Consider the following 16,184-nt stretch of genomic DNA (forward strand, 5'->3'; position numbering starts at 1 on the left):
AACCGGCATTGGGGTTCGTCAGGCTTTGTGCAGTCCTGTGCGCCGGATGGTTTCTTCGCGATTCCGGCGAAGGACGGCCTGCGTCCCGGATCAAAGGGGCCTGTTTCCAGCGTGTCGGACGTCATTCTCTATTCGGGCAACGCGTTCAGCGTCGCGGACGGCAAGGGCCGTTTCGTGCTGCCCCTGGAGATGCGCAAGCTGGTCAAGCAGGCCAGCGGCGGCGAGAATCGCCTGTGCCTGTCCGTTCATTTCGACAATGGTTGCGCCACCGGCTTCGGCCTGTCGCACAAGCAGTTCCTGTTCGACGAAGTCGAAAAGCTGGAGCGCCAGGCCTATGAGTCGGGTCGCGACTTCAATGCCGATCTGGAGCGCGAGAATCGCCTCGGCACGATCGAGGATGTGAATTTCGACGATGGCGGCCGTTTCTTCCTCCACCCCGATATCAAGGAAGAGGCCGGCATCACCGATGCAGTCTTCTTCTACGGCGTCGGCCGTTACTTTCAGCTCTGGAATCCGCAAGCGCTGGTCGAAAGCCCCGATCGCCCGGCGCTGATCCGCAACAAGGTTAAACGCTGGCTCGAAGCCCGCGCGGCGGAGGGCGGCAAGTGAGCGCCGTCTCCGCGACCGCCCCCCACATCCCGGTCCTGATCGACGAAGTGCTCGACGCCCTCGCCATTGCCCCTGGCGAGATTCATGTCGACGGCACCTTCGGCGCGGGCGGCTATTCCAGCGCCATGGCCCGCGCCGGCGCGCGCGTCTTTGCCTTCGATCGCGATCCCGATGCTATCCGTGAGGGGCAGGCCGTTGCCGACGCGCATGGCATCACGCTGATCGCGGGCGAATTTTCGCGCATGGCCGAATTGCTGGCGGAACGCGGGATCGATCGGGTGGCGGGCGTCACGCTCGACATCGGCGTCTCCTCGATGCAGCTCGACCGGGCCGAGCGGGGCTTTTCCTTCCAGTCGGACGGGCCGCTCGCCATGACGATGAGCCAGGACGGCATGAGCGCCGCCGATTTCCTCAACACCGCCCCGGAAGAGGAAATCGCCGACGTCATCTACCGCTATGGCGAGGAACCGCGCTCGCGCCGCGTTGCCCGCGCGATCGTGGAGGCGCGCCCGCTGGAACGCACCGGGCAGCTCGCTGCCGTGGTCCGCAAGGCGCTGGGCCACAAGCCGCATGACAAGAAAGACCCGGCGACCCGCACTTTCCAGGCGATCCGCATCCATGTGAATCGCGAACTGGAGGAGCTGGAGCGTGGGCTGGAGGCGGCCGAGGCGCTGCTGGAGGAGGGCGGTCGCTTGGCGATCGTCACCTTCCACAGCCTGGAAGACCGCATCGTCAAGCAGTTCTTCCGCAAGCATAGCGGCGGCGAAGGGGCTGGCTCGCGCCATTTGCCCGAACGCGCCGCCGGGCCGCAGCCGACCTTCGCCAAGCCTGCCAAGCCGGTGCGCCCCGGCGAGGCGGAACTGGCGCGTAACCCCCGCGCCCGATCCGCCACGCTGCGCAGCGCCGTCCGCACGTCTGCCCCTGCCCAGAATTCCTCCCGCCGGAGTCCCCGCGCATGATCGCCGTCAAGAGGTTGCAGAGCCTGATCTGGGTGATCCTGGTCGCGCTGGGCGCGCTGGGGGCCTATATGGTGTCGCTGAAGGTCGCGACCGAGCGCAACGACCTGATGCGCGTGCGCGCGCAGATCGCCGCGACGAAGGCGGAGATCCGCTATCTGGAAACAGAATTCAGCGCGCGCGCCTCGATGCGTCAGCTGGAAAGCTGGAACCAGCATGACTTTCTCTATGCGACGCCGACCTCCCAGCAATATCTGGCGGGCGAGCGCGCCTTGGCGCAGCTGGACGGGGTGCAGCCGAACGGCCCCGACTATGTCGCGCCGCCGGTGATGGTGGCGATGGTCGAAAGCCCCGCCGATCTGCCGTCCGCTCCGCAAAAGGCGCCGGAAAGCCCGGCTGCGACCCAGATCCGCAGCGAGATCGCGGTCATCCGGGAGGCGCACGCCGCCGACAATGTCGACAAGCTGCCCAAGCCCGCGAGGCCCAGTCCGGTGCAGCAGGCAAAGGCCGATGCCGATGTGTCGAAGCCCAATCCGATCGCGCGCAAGGCGGAACGTATGGCGATGCTCGACGCCAAGCTGCTGGATGACAGCACCCTGGGCGACCTGACCGCGAAAGCGGCGCGCGAGCGGCGGAAGGGGGCGCGCTGATGGCCACGATCATCGTCCAGCCGGGCGGGCCGCGGGCGGGCAAGCAACGGGTCAACCTGACCGCCACCGCCCATAACCGGCTGATGTTGCTGCTCATCCTGTTCATGGCAATCACGACGGTGTTGATCGGCCGGCTCCTGTGGGTCGGCATTTTTGCGCATGGGGCGGGCGGCGACGGCGTGCTGGGACCGTTCGTGCCGGCGCGCGCGGATATTGTCGACCGCAACGGCGTGCCGCTGGCGCGGACCATGGACGCCTATTCGATCGCGGTGCGCCCCTCGAAGCTGATCGGCGATCCGGATGAACTGGCGCGCAAGCTGCACGACATCTTCCCCGACGAATCCGAATCGGCCTTCCGCAGGAAGCTGACCGGCCGGGGCTGGGCCTATCTGCGCCGGCGCGCGTTGCCCGAACAGGTGGCGGCGGTGAACGCCCTGGGCGAGATCGGCATCGAATTCCCGCGCGAAAAGGAGCGGCTCTATCCACAGCGGACGCTCGCGGCCCATGTGCTGGGCTTTGCCCCCAACAGCGAGGGCGCGGGCGGCATGGGCGTGGAGGCGGCCTTCAACGACCGGCTGATCGACCCCGCGCTGCGCGGCAAGCCCTTCGCCATCTCGATCGACAGCCGGGTGCAGGGCGCGCTGGAAAGCGAACTCTACAACCAGATGGTGACGCAGCGCGCCAAGGGCGCGGGCGGGATCATCCTGGACGCCAATACGGGCGAAGTGATCGCCATGGCTTCCATCCCGGTGTTCGATCCCAACAAGGTGCAGAAATACGCGGGTACCCGGTGCAGCGACTCGCCGCTCTGCAACCATATGGTGCAGGCGCGCTACGAACTGGGTTCCTCGTTCAAGCCGCTGTCGATCGCCGCCGCCATGGACAGCGGCGTGGTGACGTCGATGGCGAAGCGCTATGACGCGACCGCGCCGCTCGCCGTCGCGGGTTTCCGCATCAAGGACGACCATTCGCTCGGTCGCTGGATCAACGTGCCGGAAATCCTTGTGCACAGCTCCAACATCGGCACCGCGCGCATCGCCGACGAAGTGGGCGCCGCGCCGTTGCAGCGGCTGTTCCGCAGCCTCGATTTCGACCAGCGCGCGCCGATCGAGTTCAATGAGCGCGCGAAGGGCATCTGGCCGTCCAGCTGGGGCCGCATCACCACCATGACAGTATCCTATGGCCATGGCATCGCGGTGACGCCGCTACATCTGGCGACCGCCTATGCCGCGCTGGTCAATGGCGGCATGTGGCGCCCGGCGACGATCCGCAAGCTGGACGCGGACGAGGTGCCGGAGGGACGGCGGGTCTTTTCCGCCGCGACCAGCGCGCGGATGCGGCAACTGTTGCGGATGATCGTGTCGGCGGGTACAGGGCGTAGCGCCGACGCCAAGGGATTCCGGGTGGGCGGCAAAACGGGTTCGGCCGAAAAGCCCCAGGAAGGGCGCTACAACAAGACTTCGCTGGTGACGACTTTCGCTTCTGCCTTCCCGATGGACAATCCCCGCTATGTCGTGGTCGCGATCATGGACGAGGCAACCGGCGCCTTCGGTCTGCGCACCGCCGCCTGGACCGCCGCCCCGGTGGTCAAGCGCGTGGTGGAGCGCACCGGCCCGATGCTGGGGGTGATGCCGGACGAGCGGCGGGACGTCGATATTTCGGATTTGATGCCGCTGCTGCACGGCGACAAGGAGAAAGAATAATGCGCCTCGGGTCGCTTATCGAGGGGCTGGATGTCGAGGTCGGTGAAACCACCGGCCTCGACACGTCCGTTACGGGCTTTGCTATCGACAACCGCAAGGTGGCGCCAGGGACGATTTTCGGCGCTTTCCAGGGGCTGCGCGTGAATGGCGAGGATTTCATCGCTGACGCGGTGAAGGCCGGGGCCGTCGCCGTGGTCGCCCGGCCCGACGCAAGGGTCGAGGGCACGATTCACATCGCCCATGCCAATCCCCGCCGCCTGTTCGCGCTGCTCGCCGCGCGCTATTTCGCGCCCTTCCCGGACGTGACCGTCGCCGTCACCGGCACCAACGGCAAGACCAGCACGGTCGAACTCGCCCGCCAGCTCTGGCGGATGCTGGGTCACAAGTCCGCGTCGATCGGCACGCTGGGCGTCACCACCTCGGTCGATCAGGTGTCGACGGGTCTGACCACGCCCGACATCGTCACCTTCCTGGCCAACATGTCGGGGCTCAAGCGCGAAGGCATCACCCATGCCGCGTTCGAGGCGTCGAGCCATGGCCTGGACCAGTATCGCACCGAAGGTCTGCCGGTGCTGGCCGGCGCCTTCACCAACCTGTCGCGCGATCATCTGGATTATCATGGCGACATGGACAGCTATTTCGACGCCAAGATGCGGCTGTTCGACGAAGTGGTCGCGCCCCACGGCGCGGCGGTCGTCTGGGCGGACGACGCATGGTCGGACAAGGTTATCGCGCGGGCTACGAAGCGGGGGCTTCGTGTGCTGAGCGTCGGGGTGCAGGGGCAGGCTCTCCGCCTCGCCAACCGCACCCCGACCCAGTTGGGCCAGACGCTGGAGATCGAGGCGGACGGTAAGCTCTACAAGGTCAACCTGCCGCTGATCGGCGCCTATCAGGCCGCCAATGCGCTGACCGCCGCCGGTCTCGTCATCGCGTGCGGCGGCGACACCGCCAAGGTGCTGGAACTGCTCGGCCGGGTGCAGCCGGTGCGTGGCCGGCTGGAACGCGCCGTCATCAGCAAGGCGGGCGCCCCCGTCTATGTCGACTATGCCCATACGCCCGACGGCCTCAAGGCCGCGATCGAGGCGCTGCGTCCCCACACGAAGGGGCGGCTGATCGCGCTGTTCGGCGCGGGCGGGGATCGCGACGCGGGCAAGCGTCCGCTGATGGGCAAGGTCGCTGCGGAACTCGCCGACCATGTCATCGTCACCGATGACAATCCGCGTTCCGAAGACCCTTCGGCGATCCGCGCCGCCGTTCTGGCGGGCGCGCCGGGCGCCGAGGAAATAGGCGGCCGCCGCGCCGCCATTGCCGCGGCCATCGGCCGGGCCGGTTCCGACGACATCGTGCTGCTGGCCGGCAAGGGGCATGAGCAGGGCCAGATCATCGGCGACCGCGTCCTGCCGTTCGACGACGTGACCGTGGCGCGGGAGTGCGCGGGGTGAGGCGGCACGCACCTGCATCCGGAGGCTGGCGTTGATGGCCGCGCTCTGGACCTCCGAGGAGATCGCCCAGGCCACAGGCGGCGCCGCGTCGGCGCCGTTCGCCGTTTCGGGCGTCGCTTTCGACAGTCGTGAAGTAGGGCAGGGCGACCTGTTCGTCGCGATGAAGGGTGAAACCACCGACGGCCATAAATTCGTCGACAGGGCGTTCGGCCAGGGCGCGTCCGGCGCGATCGTCAGCGAGCCGGTCGCGCACCCGCATGTGCTGGTCCCCGACAGCGCCGCCGCGCTCGAAGCGCTGGGCAAGGCGTCGCGCGGCCGCATGGCAGGCAAGGCGATCGGCGTCACCGGCTCGGTCGGCAAGACCGGCACCAAGGAGGCGCTTTTCCTCGCCCTCGATCGCGCCGCGCCGGGGCAGGTGCATCGCTCGGTCAAAAGCTACAACAACCATGTAGGCGTGCCGCTGAGCCTCGCCCGGATGCCGCGGACAAGCGCCTATGGCGTGTTCGAGATGGGCATGAACCATGCCGGCGAACTGGCGGCGCTGACCCGGCAGGTGCGGCCCCATGTCGCCATCGTCACCGCCATCGCGCCCGCCCATATCGAATTTTTCGGCACCGAGGACAAGATCGCCGAGGCCAAGGCGGAGATATTCGAGGGGCTGGAACCGGGCGGCGTGGCGATCATCCCCTATGACAGTCCCCATGTCGCCACCCTCTACAGCAAGGCGGAACGCCATGCCGGCCGCATCCTGACCTTCGGCACCAGGGCGGAGGCGGATGTCCATGTGCTGGAGACGGTGGCGGCGCCCGGCGGCGGCACGCTGGTCACGGCCCGGCTGCCCGACGCCGAACTCTGCTTTACCGTCGCGGCGCCCGGCGACCATTGGGTGTCCAACGCGCTGGCGGTGCTGGCGGCGGTCGACGCGGTCGGCGGCGATCTGGCGGCGGCCGGGCTCGCGCTGGCCGAAATGCCGGGCCTGCCTGGACGTGGCGCGCGGCGTATCCTGCCGGTTACGGGCGGCGAAGCGCTGCTGATCGACGAAAGCTACAACGCCAATCCCCTGTCGATGGTCGCGACGCTCAGGCAGCTGGGACGCGAGCGCGCCGAGCGCCGCATCGCCATATTGGGCGGGATGCGCGAACTGGGCGACCGCAGCGCCGAACTTCATGCGGGCCTTGCCGATCCGATGCGGGCAGGGCAGGTCGATTTCGCCATTCTGGTCGGCGCGGAAATGGCGCCGCTGGCCGACGCGCTCGACGGCGCCATCCCCTATGCCCATGTCCCCGACACGGCGAGCGCCATTCCCCTCATCCAAACCGAAATGCGCGCGGGCGACGCGATCCTGGTCAAGGGCTCCAACGGCGTCGGTCTGTCCCGCCTGGTCGCCGCCCTGGCCGAGGCCGTCCGCGACGGAGACCATGACTGATGCTCTACTGGCTGGCCGAAACCCTTGATTTCGCTGGGGTCTTCAACCTTATCCGCTATCTGTCCTTCCGCGCGGGCGCAGCGATCGCGACCGCGCTGATCCTCGGCCTGCTGATCGGCCCCCGGTTCATCGGCTGGCTGCGGGTGCGCCAGGGCAAGGGGCAACCGATCCGCAGCGACGGTCCGCAGAGCCATCTGGCCAAGCGCGGCACGCCCACCATGGGGGGGCTGATGATCCTGACCTCGATGGTGATCTCCGTGCTGCTGTGGATGGACCTCAGTTCCACCTATGTCTGGGCCTGCCTGTTCGTGACGCTGGGTTTCGGCGCGATCGGCTTCCTCGACGACTATGACAAGGTGACGAAGGCCAGTCACAAGGGGCTGTCGGCCAAGATGCGGCTCGCCTTCGAATTCCTGATTGCCGGCATCGCCGCCTGGATGATCGTCAACCAGCATGGCAATACCGCGCTCTACGTGCCCTTCTACAATGGCCCCGCGATCGAACTTGGGCCTTTCTATTTCTGCTTCGCCGCCTTCGTCATCGTCGCGTTCGGCAATGCGGTGAACCTGACCGACGGCCTCGACGGCCTCGCCACCATGCCGGTCATCATCGCCTGCATGGCCTTCATGGCGATCGTCTATCTGGTCGGCCGCGCCGACTTCGCCCAATATCTGGGCATCCCCCATGTGCCCGGCGCGGGCAACCTGACGATCCTGTGCGGCGCGATCATCGGTTCGGGCCTCGCCTTTCTCTGGTTCAACGCGCCGCCCGCCGCCGTGTTCATGGGCGACACCGGCAGCCTGGCGCTGGGCGGGACGATCGGCGTGATTGCCGTCACCGCGCATCACGAGATCGTGCTGGGCATTATCGGCGGCCTCTTCGTGGTGGAGGCGATGAGCGTCATCATCCAGGTCTTCTTCTACAAGCGAACCGGCCGCCGTGTGTTCAAGATGGCCCCGATCCACCATCATTTCGAACAGCTGGGCTGGGCCGAGCCGACCGTGGTGATCCGTTTCTGGATCATCGCCTTCGTCCTGGCGCTCGCCGGGCTCGCCACCCTGAAGCTGAGGTAAGCGGATGATCGTTTCGGACGCTTTTGCAGGCAAGACCTACGCCGTGCTGGGGCTGGCCCGGTCGGGCCTCGCCACCGTCGACACGCTGGTGGCGAGCGGCGCGCGCGTCGTTGCCTGGGACAGTCGTGAGGAAGCCCGCGCGCTGGTGGAGGGAAAGGCGGAACTGGGCGATCCGATGGAGATCGACCTGGCCGGCTTCGACGGGGTGGTCGTTTCGCCCGGAGTGCCGTTGAACAAGCATCCCATCGCCATGCGCGCGAAGCTGGCGGGCGTCCCGATCATCGGCGACATCGAACTGTTCGCGCTCGCACGGCCGACGCTGCCGCCGCACAAGGTCGTGGGCATCACCGGCACCAACGGCAAGTCGACCACGACCGCGCTGATCCATCACATCATCGAGCAGGCCGGCTATCCCGCCGTGATGGGCGGCAATATCGGCCTGCCGATCCTCAGCCAGCCGCCGCTGGAGCCGAACCTGCACGGCGTGGGCGTCTATGTGCTGGAACTGTCCAGCTACCAGATCGACCTGACCCACAGCCTGGACTGCGACGTCGCGGTGCTGCTCAACATCACGCCGGATCATCTGGATCGCTATAATGGCTTCGAGGGCTATATTGCGTCGAAAGCGCGGCTGTTTGAAATGCAGTCGGCCGCGCATGTCGCGGTCATCGCTACGGAGGACGAGCCGAGCCGCACCATCGCCCATATCGTCCGTCATTCCCGCCAAGGCGGCAACCCATCTCCCGACCTGGCGCCCGGTATCCACGCCGGGGAGATGGTTCCTCGCCTCCGCGGGGAGGATGTGGTGGAGGTGGCTTCGTCCGACATCGACCCCGTCGAACAGCTAGGCTGGCCCGCTTTGCAAGGCCCGCACAACGCCCAGAACGCGGCTGTCGCGATCGCTGTCGCAAAGGCGCTGGGCATCGACACGGACACCATCGTCAACGCCCTTGCCAGCTACGCCTCTCTCCCCCACCGGATGCAGGCCGTGGCGACCCGCAATGGCGTCCTCTACGTCAATGACAGCAAGGCGACCAATGCCGCCTCGACCGCGCCCGCGCTCGCCGCCTGGCCCGCGATCGACGGCAAGCCCCGTATCCACTGGATCTTGGGCGGCGTCGCCAAGTCCGACAATCTGGACGAGTGCGCTCCGCATTTCGCCAATGTCGCCCACGCCTACACCATCGGCGAAGCGGGCCATATGTTCGCCGACCTGCTGCGTCCGCATATGGCGGTGGACGACAGCGAGATGCTAAGCGCCGCCGTCCGCCGCGCCGCGCGGGTGGCCCGGCCGGGCGATATTGTGCTGCTGTCGCCGGCCTGCGCCAGTTTCGACCAGTTCCGCGATTTCGAGGCGCGCGGCGATGCGTTCGCTGCGGCCGTGAACGCGCTGGAATAGGAAGGCCATGGGGCGGCGATGAGCAGAAGGGGAACAGGCATGTCCAGGGCTGGCGAACTGGTGAAGGGCTTTCGCACCCGCACCGTCCCGCGCGAGCGGACGGCGCTCGCCATCTGGTTCTGGGAAATCGACCGCGTCCTCCTGTCGCTGATCGTCGCGCTGATGGCGATCGGGCTGGTCGCCGTCGCCGCCGCATCCCCCGTCGCCGCGATCGACCGCTCGACCGCGCAGGTCGCGGTCAACCCGCTCATCTATTTCTATCGCCAGCTCATGTGGGTATTCATCGGCCTGCCGATCATGCTGGTCATCTCCATGCTGCCCCGGCCGCAGGCGCGGCGGCTGGCTATCTTCATGTGCGCCTTCTTCTTCCTGATGCTGCTGTTCGTGCCGCTGCTGGGGTCGACGGTGAACGGCGCCAAGCGCTGGATCGACCTGCCCGGCTTCCGCTTCCAGCCTTCGGAATTCCTCAAGCCCGCCTATGTGGTGACGCTGGCCTGGCTGCTGTCGCTGCGCGCCAAGGACCAGAATCTGCCGGTGATGCAGTTGACCGGCGCGATGACGCTGCTGATCGCGGCGGTGCTGATGCAGCAGCCCGATTTTGGCCAGACGGTGATCTTCCTGGCCTGCTGGGGCTGCCTGCTGCTGCTGTCGGGCCTGGAAATGCGCTGGATCGCGATGCTTGGCGGCGCGGGCCTTGCGGGGCTGGTCGGAGTCTACATGTTCTACGAAAATGGCCGGCAGCGGATCAACGACTTCCTGGGCATCGGCGTGCAGATGGACACCGGCCCGGACCAGACCGACCTTGCCTTCCGCACCATCACCCATGGCGGCTTCACCGGCGTCGGGCCGGGCGGCGGCCAGAACAAGTTTCGCCTGCCCGAAGCGCATACCGACTATATCTTCTCCGTCATCGGCGAGGAGTTCGGCCTGCTCGCCTGCATCGCCATCGCCTGCGTCTATCTTGCCATCGTGGTGCGGGTGCTGCTGCGCCTGTTGGACGAGGAAGATAATTTCACCATCCTCGCCGCCGCGGGCCTCACCACCCAGTTCGGCTTGCAGGCGATCATCAACATGGGCGTCAATGCGCAGATATTTCCGTCGAAGGGCATGACGCTGCCCTTTATCAGCTACGGTGGCTCCTCTATGCTGGCGCTTTGTATCGGCGTCGGCCTGCTGCTCGCATTCACGCGGCGCAACCCCTTCATGGGTCGGCACACGGTCGTCAAATGGAGTGGTCGATGAGCATTTCCCGTCACTTCGTCCTCGCCGCCGGCGGGACGGGGGGTCATATGATTCCAGCCCATGCCGTGGCCGAGGAGCTGATAGCGCGCGGTCATCATGTCGCCCTCGTCACCGATGAGCGCGGCGCCAAAATTCCCGGTATCTTCGATAAGGCACAGGTCCATGTCATGCCGGCCGGGCGCATGACGAAAAATCCGGCGAGCTGGCCGGGCGCATTGAAGGCGATCCTCGCCGGCCGCGCCATGGCCCGTCGCCTCAATGAAACCTTCCGCCCCACCGCCGTCGTCGGCTTCGGCGGTTATCCCGCCATGCCCGCGTTGCTGGGCGCACTGGCGGACGGCATCCCGACCGCCATTCATGAACAAAATGCGGTGCTGGGCCGGGTCAACCGCCTGCTCGCCGGGCGCGTGGACGCCATCGCCACCGCCTATCCCGACGTCCAGCGCCTCAAGCACAGATATGCCGCCAAGGTGCATCTGGTCGGCAACCCCGTGCGCGAGGAAGTGAAGCAGTTGCGCGAGGAGGAGTTTCCCGCGCTGACCGACGAAAGCGTCTTCCGCGTGCTGGTGATCGGCGGCAGCCAGGGCGCGACCGTATTGTCGAGCGTCGTGCCAGAGGGATTGTCGATGCTGCCGGTCGCGCTCCGTCGCCGCCTTCAGGTGACGCAGCAGTGCCGCGCCGAAGATATCGAGCGTGTGCGCAAGGTCTATGCGGAGATGGAAATTCCCGCCGACCTCGCCACCTATTTCAACGATGTGCCGGAAAAGCTCGGCTGGTCGCATCTGGTGATCGCGCGCGCTGGCGCATCGACGCTCGCCGAGCTGACCTGCGCGGGCCGCCCGGCGATCCTCATTCCGCTGCCCAGTGCGATGGACGATCACCAGACCGCCAATGCCAGGGAAATGACCGAGGCGGGCGGCGCACGCACCATCCCGCAGGCGCGCTTCACGGCGGTCGAACTCGCCAAGCAGATGCAGAAGATGGCGATGGAGCCGGGCGCGCTTCAGAATGCGGCGAAGCGCGCGTGGAATTGCGGTCGCCCCAATGCGGCGCGCGACATGGCCGACCTGCTCGAAAGCATCGGCAAGGCGCCGATCATGAATGATCCCGTAAAGGTCGGCCCTACGCCGACCAGCCTCAATCTCCAGGGAGTTCCCGCATGAAGGGTGTCGGCACCGACATCGGCACGATCCATTTCATCGGCATCGGCGGCATCGGCATGTCCGGTATCGCCGAAGTCATGCATAATCTGGGTTACAGCGTGCAGGGGTCCGACGTGGCCGAGGGCTATGTCGTCGAAGGGCTGCGCAAGAAGGGCATCAAGGTGATGATCGGCCACAAGGCCGAAAATCTCGGCGACGCTGCCGTGGTCGTCACCTCTACCGCGATCAAGCGCGGCAATCCGGAGGTCGAACTGGCGCTGGAAACCCGCATCCCGGTGATCCGCCGCGCCGAAATGCTGGCCGAACTGATGCGCCTCAAATCCACCGTCGCGGTGGCAGGCACTCATGGCAAGACCACGACCACCTCGATGGTCGCGGCGCTGCTGGACGCGGGCGGGGTCGATCCGACCGTCATCAACGGCGGCATCATCAACAGCTATGGCTCCAACGCGCGGCTGGGCAATAGCGACTGGATGGTGGTGGAGGCCGACGAGAGCGACGGCAGCTTCCTGCGTCTCGACGGCACGATCGCGGTCGTGACCAATATCGATCCGGAGCATCTCGACCATTACGGCTCGTTCGACCGGGTGAAGGACGCCTTTGTCGAGTTCGTCGGCAATGTGCCCTTCTATGGTGCTGCGATGCTCTGCCTCGACCATCCCGAAGTGCAGGCCATCCTGCCGCGGGTGCAGGACCGCCGGATCGTCACCTATGGTTTTTCCGCGCAGGCCGACATTCGGGGCGAGAATGTCCAGCCGATTCCCGGCGGCAACCGCTTCGACGTGCAGATTCGCGAGCGTGACGGGTCGGTCCGCCGCATCGAGGGAATCGAAATGCCGATGCCCGGCCGCCACAATGTGCTCAATGCCATGGCGGCGATCGGTGTGGCGCTGCAAATGGGCATCGACGACGCGACCATCCAGACCGGCTTCGCCAAGTTCGGCGGCGTGAAGCGCCGCTTCACCAAGGTGGGCGAAATCGCCGTGGGCGGCGGTACTGCGACCGTCATCGACGATTATGGCCACCATCCGGTCGAGATCAGGGCGGTCCTCGCCGCCGCCCGCGAAGGCGCGAAAGGCCGCGTCATCGCCGTGGTCCAGCCGCACCGCTTCACCCGCCTGCGCGACCTGATGGATGAGTTCCAGCAGGCGTTCAACGATGCCGACATCGTCTATGCCGCCCCGGTCTATACCGCCGGCGAACAGCCGATCGAGGGCGTGGACAGCGCGGCGCTGGTCGCCGGCCTCAAGCGACGCGGGCATCGCCATGCCTCGACCGTCACCGACGCCGACGATCTCGTCGCGCTGGTCGCGGCCGATATCCAGCCCGACGACATGATTATCTGCCTGGGTGCGGGCGACATCACCAAATGGGCCGCGGGCCTTGCGGCGGCCGTCTCGGCAAAGGTCAAGGAAACCGCCTGATGTTCGAGCTGTTCGCCGTTGGCCTCGAAATGCAGAAGCGCATGATCGACGTCCAGATGCAGGGCGTCGAAGCCGCGCGCGACATGGTGGAGGCGGCGCAGCGCCAGGTCGAAACCGGCCTTGCCGCGACCCAGGCCAACGAAGCGGGCATGAAGGCGATGAAGAGCTGGATGAACCTCTGGGGCATTCGCGGTTGACTGCGACCGCCACCCTTCCGGCCGTTCGCGGCACGCTCAAGGCCGACGCTCCGCTGGCCCCGCTCGTCTGGTTCAAGGCGGGCGGCGCGGCGCAATGGCTGTTCGAGCCGAAGGATGCGGACGATCTCTCCGCCTTCCTCGCGGCGCTCGATCCGGCGATGCCGGTGATGGCGCTCGGCCTCGGTTCCAACCTCATCGTCCGCGACGGCGGCGTGCCGGGCGTGGTCGTGCGGCTGGGCAAAGCTTTCGCGAAGGTCGAGAGCCTTGACGCCACCACGCTCCTGTGCGGCGGCGGCGCATCGGGCATCCTCGTCTCCTCGACCGCGCGCGACGCAGGCATTGCGGGCCTCGAATTTCTCCGCTCCATCCCCGGCACGGTCGGCGGCTTCGTGCGGATGAACGGCGGCGCCTATGGCCGCGAAACCTGCGACATACTGGCCGAATGCGACGTCGTGCTTCGTTCGGGCGAGCGGGTGACGCTGTCCAACGCCGACCTTGGCTATAGCTATCGTCATTCGACCCTGCCCGATGGCGCGGTCGTGGTGTCCGCGACCTTTCGCGGCCATCCCGGCGAACCCGCTGCGATCCAGGCCGAAATGGACCGCATTGCCGCCGCGCGCGAGGAAAGCCAGCCGCTGCGCAGCAAGACCGGCGGCTCGACCTTCAAGAACCCGGATGGCCACAAGGCCTGGGCGCTGGTGGACGAAGCGGGCTGTCGCGGCCTGGCTCTGGGCGGCGCGCAGGTGAGCGAAAAGCACACCAATTTCCTGCTCAACACAGGCGACGCCACCAGCGCCGACATCGAGGCATTGGGCGAGGAGGTCCGCCGCCGCGTCAAGGCAAAGAGCGGCGTCGAGCTGGAATGGGAAATCCAGCGCGTGGGGTTGGCGAAGTGAACAATGCTCCCAATCCGTTCGCCCTGAGCCTGTCGAAGGGCTTTCCTTCTTTAAAAAGTGAAGGGCGGGGCTTCGACAAGCTCAGCCCGAACGGTTTTAGTGTGGAGTGTTACGCATGACCCGTGGTCCCTGGCATGTCGCCGTCCTGATGGGCGGCTGGTCGGCGGAGCGGCCGGTGTCGCTGTCGAGCGGGGAGGGCGTCGCCAAGGCGCTGGAATCGCGCGGGCATCGGGTCACGCGGATCGACATGGATCGAAACGTCGCCGCGCGCCTTGCCGAAACGAAGGCGGATGTGATCTTCAACGCGCTCCACGGCGTCCCCGGCGAAGACGGCACGGTGCAGGGCATGATGGACCTGATGGGTCTCACCTACACCCATAGCGGCCTCGCCACATCGGTCATCGCCATCGACAAGCAATTGACCAAGCAGGCGCTCGTCCCCCACGGCATCCCCATGCCCGGCGGCCATATCGTGGAGAGCGAAAGCCTCTTCGCCGCAGACCCGATGCCGCGTCCCTATGTGCTGAAACCCGTCAATGAAGGCAGCTCGGTCGGCGTCGCCATCGTCACGGCCGAGGGCAATTACGGCAATCCGATCGCGCGCGATGCCGTTGGCCCATGGCAGGATTTCCCCCAACTGCTCGCCGAACCCTATATTCGCGGCCGCGAACTCACCACCGCCGTGCTGGGCGACGAGGCGCTGCTGGTGACGGAACTCCGCCCCAAGAGCGGCTTCTATGATTTCGACGCCAAATATACCGATGGCATGACCGAACATGTCTGCCCCGCCGACATCCCGGCGGAGATCAGCGAGGCGTGCAAGGCGATCGCGCTGCGCGCCCACCAGCTGCTGGGCTGCAAGGGCGCGTCGCGGGCCGATTTCCGCTGGGATGATAATCAGGGGGTGGAAGGCCTCTATCTGCTGGAGGTCAATACCCAGCCGGGCATGACGCCCTTGAGCCTCGTTCCCGAACAGGCGGCGAAACTGGGCATTGACTATGCGACGCTGGTGGAGACTATTGTCGAGGAGGCGCTGAACCGCGCCGGGGGTAAGCAAGATGGCTGAAGCACGGATCAGGCGCGGCGGCACCGCGCGGCTGAGCAGCGCCAGGGGCAGGGCGACGAAAGGCAGCCGTGGCCGCACGCTCAAGCGCCGCAGCTGGGTCGACCAGCTGATCGAACTGCTGCCGGTCAGCGAAGCCACGCTCCAGCGCATGGCCAGCTGGGTCATCGTCGCCATCGTCGGCGGTCTGGTGATCGCCATCGCCATCTTCATGGGTCTGCCCGGCATGGTGCGGCAGCAGGCGGCGGACATCGCCGCGCGCGCCGGCTTCGAGGTCGAGAAGGTCGAGGTGCGCGGCGTCGAACGGATGGACGAACTGCCCGTCTACAATATCGCGCTGGGGCAGGTGGACCGCTCCATGCTTTCGCTGGACCTGCCCAGGGTCCGCGAGGACATGCTGAAACTCGGCTGGGTCAAGGATGCGCGCATTTCCCGCCGCCTGCCCGACACTCTCGTGGTCGACATCGTCGAGCGCGATCCGGTGGCCGTCTGGCAGCATGAGGGCCAGTTGCACCTGATCGACGTGGCCGGGGTCGTGCTCCAGTCGGTGTCTGCGGGTGCCATGCCAGACCTGCCCCTGGTCGTCGGCCCCAACGCCAATCTCCAGACTGCGGGCCTCAACAAGCTGATGGAAAACGCCCCTGCCTTGAAACCCATGCTGGCCGGGGCGACCTGGGTCGGGAACCGCCGCTGGGATCTGCGCTTTCAGTCGGGGGAAACCCTCTCCCTGCCGGAAGGCGACAGGGATTCGGCATCCGCCTTGGTGAATTTCGCGCGGATGGACGGGGTCAACCGGCTGCTCGGCCGGGGCATCGTCAAGTTCGACATGCGTGATCCCGACCGGTTCGTGCTGCGCCTGCCGCAGGGTCGGGTCGAGGAAAAGCCGGTGGACGCGGCGGCCGCTGCCGCCAAGACGCCGGACGAAGGCGAGGAAGGCTAAG

At 66.7% G+C, this 16,184-nt stretch carries 15 protein-coding genes; all 15 read left to right on the forward strand.

What is annotated here, in order from left to right:
* Positions 1-111: 111 nt before the first annotated feature.
* The 15 genes from A7Q26_RS05480 to A7Q26_RS05550 all read left to right on the forward strand — a co-directional run bounded on the left by A7Q26_RS05480 (position 112) and on the right by A7Q26_RS05550 (position 16,183).
* On the forward strand, positions 112-609 hold the full coding sequence (locus A7Q26_RS05480; RefSeq protein WP_066858054.1) for a division/cell wall cluster transcriptional repressor MraZ: 498 nt from the start codon (positions 112-114) through the stop codon (positions 607-609).
* Complete coding sequence (gene rsmH / locus A7Q26_RS05485; RefSeq protein WP_066857708.1) at positions 606-1,568, forward strand: 16S rRNA (cytosine(1402)-N(4))-methyltransferase RsmH; 963 nt, start codon at positions 606-608, stop codon at positions 1,566-1,568. Before A7Q26_RS05480 ends, rsmH begins: the two co-directional genes overlap by 4 nt.
* Positions 1,565-2,215, forward strand: a complete 651-nt coding sequence (locus A7Q26_RS05490) for a colicin transporter (protein WP_066857711.1) — start codon at positions 1,565-1,567, stop codon at positions 2,213-2,215. Before rsmH ends, A7Q26_RS05490 begins: the two co-directional genes overlap by 4 nt.
* Complete coding sequence (locus A7Q26_RS05495) at positions 2,215-3,918, forward strand: peptidoglycan D,D-transpeptidase FtsI family protein (protein ID WP_066857714.1); 1,704 nt, start codon at positions 2,215-2,217, stop codon at positions 3,916-3,918. Before A7Q26_RS05490 ends, A7Q26_RS05495 begins: the two co-directional genes overlap by 1 nt.
* Positions 3,918-5,360 carry a UDP-N-acetylmuramoyl-L-alanyl-D-glutamate--2,6-diaminopimelate ligase gene (locus A7Q26_RS05500; protein ID WP_066857717.1) on the forward strand — a complete coding sequence of 481 codons (1,443 nt, stop codon included), beginning with the start codon at positions 3,918-3,920 and terminating at the stop codon, positions 5,358-5,360. Before A7Q26_RS05495 ends, A7Q26_RS05500 begins: the two co-directional genes overlap by 1 nt.
* A gap of 34 nt (positions 5,361-5,394) precedes the next feature.
* Positions 5,395-6,786, forward strand: coding sequence for a UDP-N-acetylmuramoyl-tripeptide--D-alanyl-D-alanine ligase (locus tag A7Q26_RS05505; RefSeq protein WP_066857720.1), 1,392 nt, complete (start codon positions 5,395-5,397; stop codon positions 6,784-6,786).
* Positions 6,786-7,859, forward strand: a complete 1,074-nt coding sequence (gene mraY / locus A7Q26_RS05510; protein WP_066857723.1) for a phospho-N-acetylmuramoyl-pentapeptide-transferase — start codon at positions 6,786-6,788, stop codon at positions 7,857-7,859. The genes A7Q26_RS05505 and mraY overlap by 1 nt, the downstream gene beginning before the upstream one ends.
* Before the next feature lie 4 nt (positions 7,860-7,863).
* The gene (gene murD / locus A7Q26_RS05515; protein WP_066857726.1) at positions 7,864-9,258 is read left to right on the forward strand and encodes a UDP-N-acetylmuramoyl-L-alanine--D-glutamate ligase; all 1,395 of its coding nucleotides are present in this window, start codon (positions 7,864-7,866) and stop codon (positions 9,256-9,258) included.
* A 39-nt stretch (positions 9,259-9,297) separates the two neighbouring features.
* On the forward strand, positions 9,298-10,500 hold the full coding sequence (locus A7Q26_RS05520) for an FtsW/RodA/SpoVE family cell cycle protein (protein WP_066857729.1): 1,203 nt from the start codon (positions 9,298-9,300) through the stop codon (positions 10,498-10,500).
* Positions 10,497-11,663: an undecaprenyldiphospho-muramoylpentapeptide beta-N-acetylglucosaminyltransferase gene (gene murG / locus A7Q26_RS05525; RefSeq protein WP_066857732.1), complete on the forward strand. Its 1,167-nt coding sequence runs from the start codon at positions 10,497-10,499 to the stop codon at positions 11,661-11,663. The genes A7Q26_RS05520 and murG overlap by 4 nt, the downstream gene beginning before the upstream one ends.
* A complete protein-coding gene (murC, locus tag A7Q26_RS05530) occupies positions 11,660-13,087 on the forward strand; it encodes a UDP-N-acetylmuramate--L-alanine ligase (protein WP_066857735.1) in 1,428 nt (475 codons plus the stop codon). The genes murG and murC overlap by 4 nt, the downstream gene beginning before the upstream one ends.
* The gene (locus tag A7Q26_RS05535; RefSeq protein WP_066858057.1) at positions 13,087-13,284 is read left to right on the forward strand and encodes a hypothetical protein; all 198 of its coding nucleotides are present in this window, start codon (positions 13,087-13,089) and stop codon (positions 13,282-13,284) included. The genes murC and A7Q26_RS05535 overlap by 1 nt, the downstream gene beginning before the upstream one ends.
* On the forward strand, positions 13,281-14,180 hold the full coding sequence (gene murB, locus A7Q26_RS05540) for a UDP-N-acetylmuramate dehydrogenase (RefSeq protein WP_198162853.1): 900 nt from the start codon (positions 13,281-13,283) through the stop codon (positions 14,178-14,180). Before A7Q26_RS05535 ends, murB begins: the two co-directional genes overlap by 4 nt.
* Before the next feature lie 115 nt (positions 14,181-14,295).
* Positions 14,296-15,246, forward strand: a complete 951-nt coding sequence (locus tag A7Q26_RS05545; RefSeq protein ID WP_066857738.1) for a D-alanine--D-alanine ligase — start codon at positions 14,296-14,298, stop codon at positions 15,244-15,246.
* A complete protein-coding gene (locus A7Q26_RS05550) occupies positions 15,239-16,183 on the forward strand; it encodes a cell division protein FtsQ/DivIB (RefSeq protein WP_066857741.1) in 945 nt (314 codons plus the stop codon). Before A7Q26_RS05545 ends, A7Q26_RS05550 begins: the two co-directional genes overlap by 8 nt.
* Position 16,184: the final 1 nt, after the last annotated feature.

This window comes from Sphingobium sp. TCM1 (genome assembly GCF_001650725.1).
Lineage (GTDB): Bacteria > Pseudomonadota > Alphaproteobacteria > Sphingomonadales > Sphingomonadaceae > Sphingobium.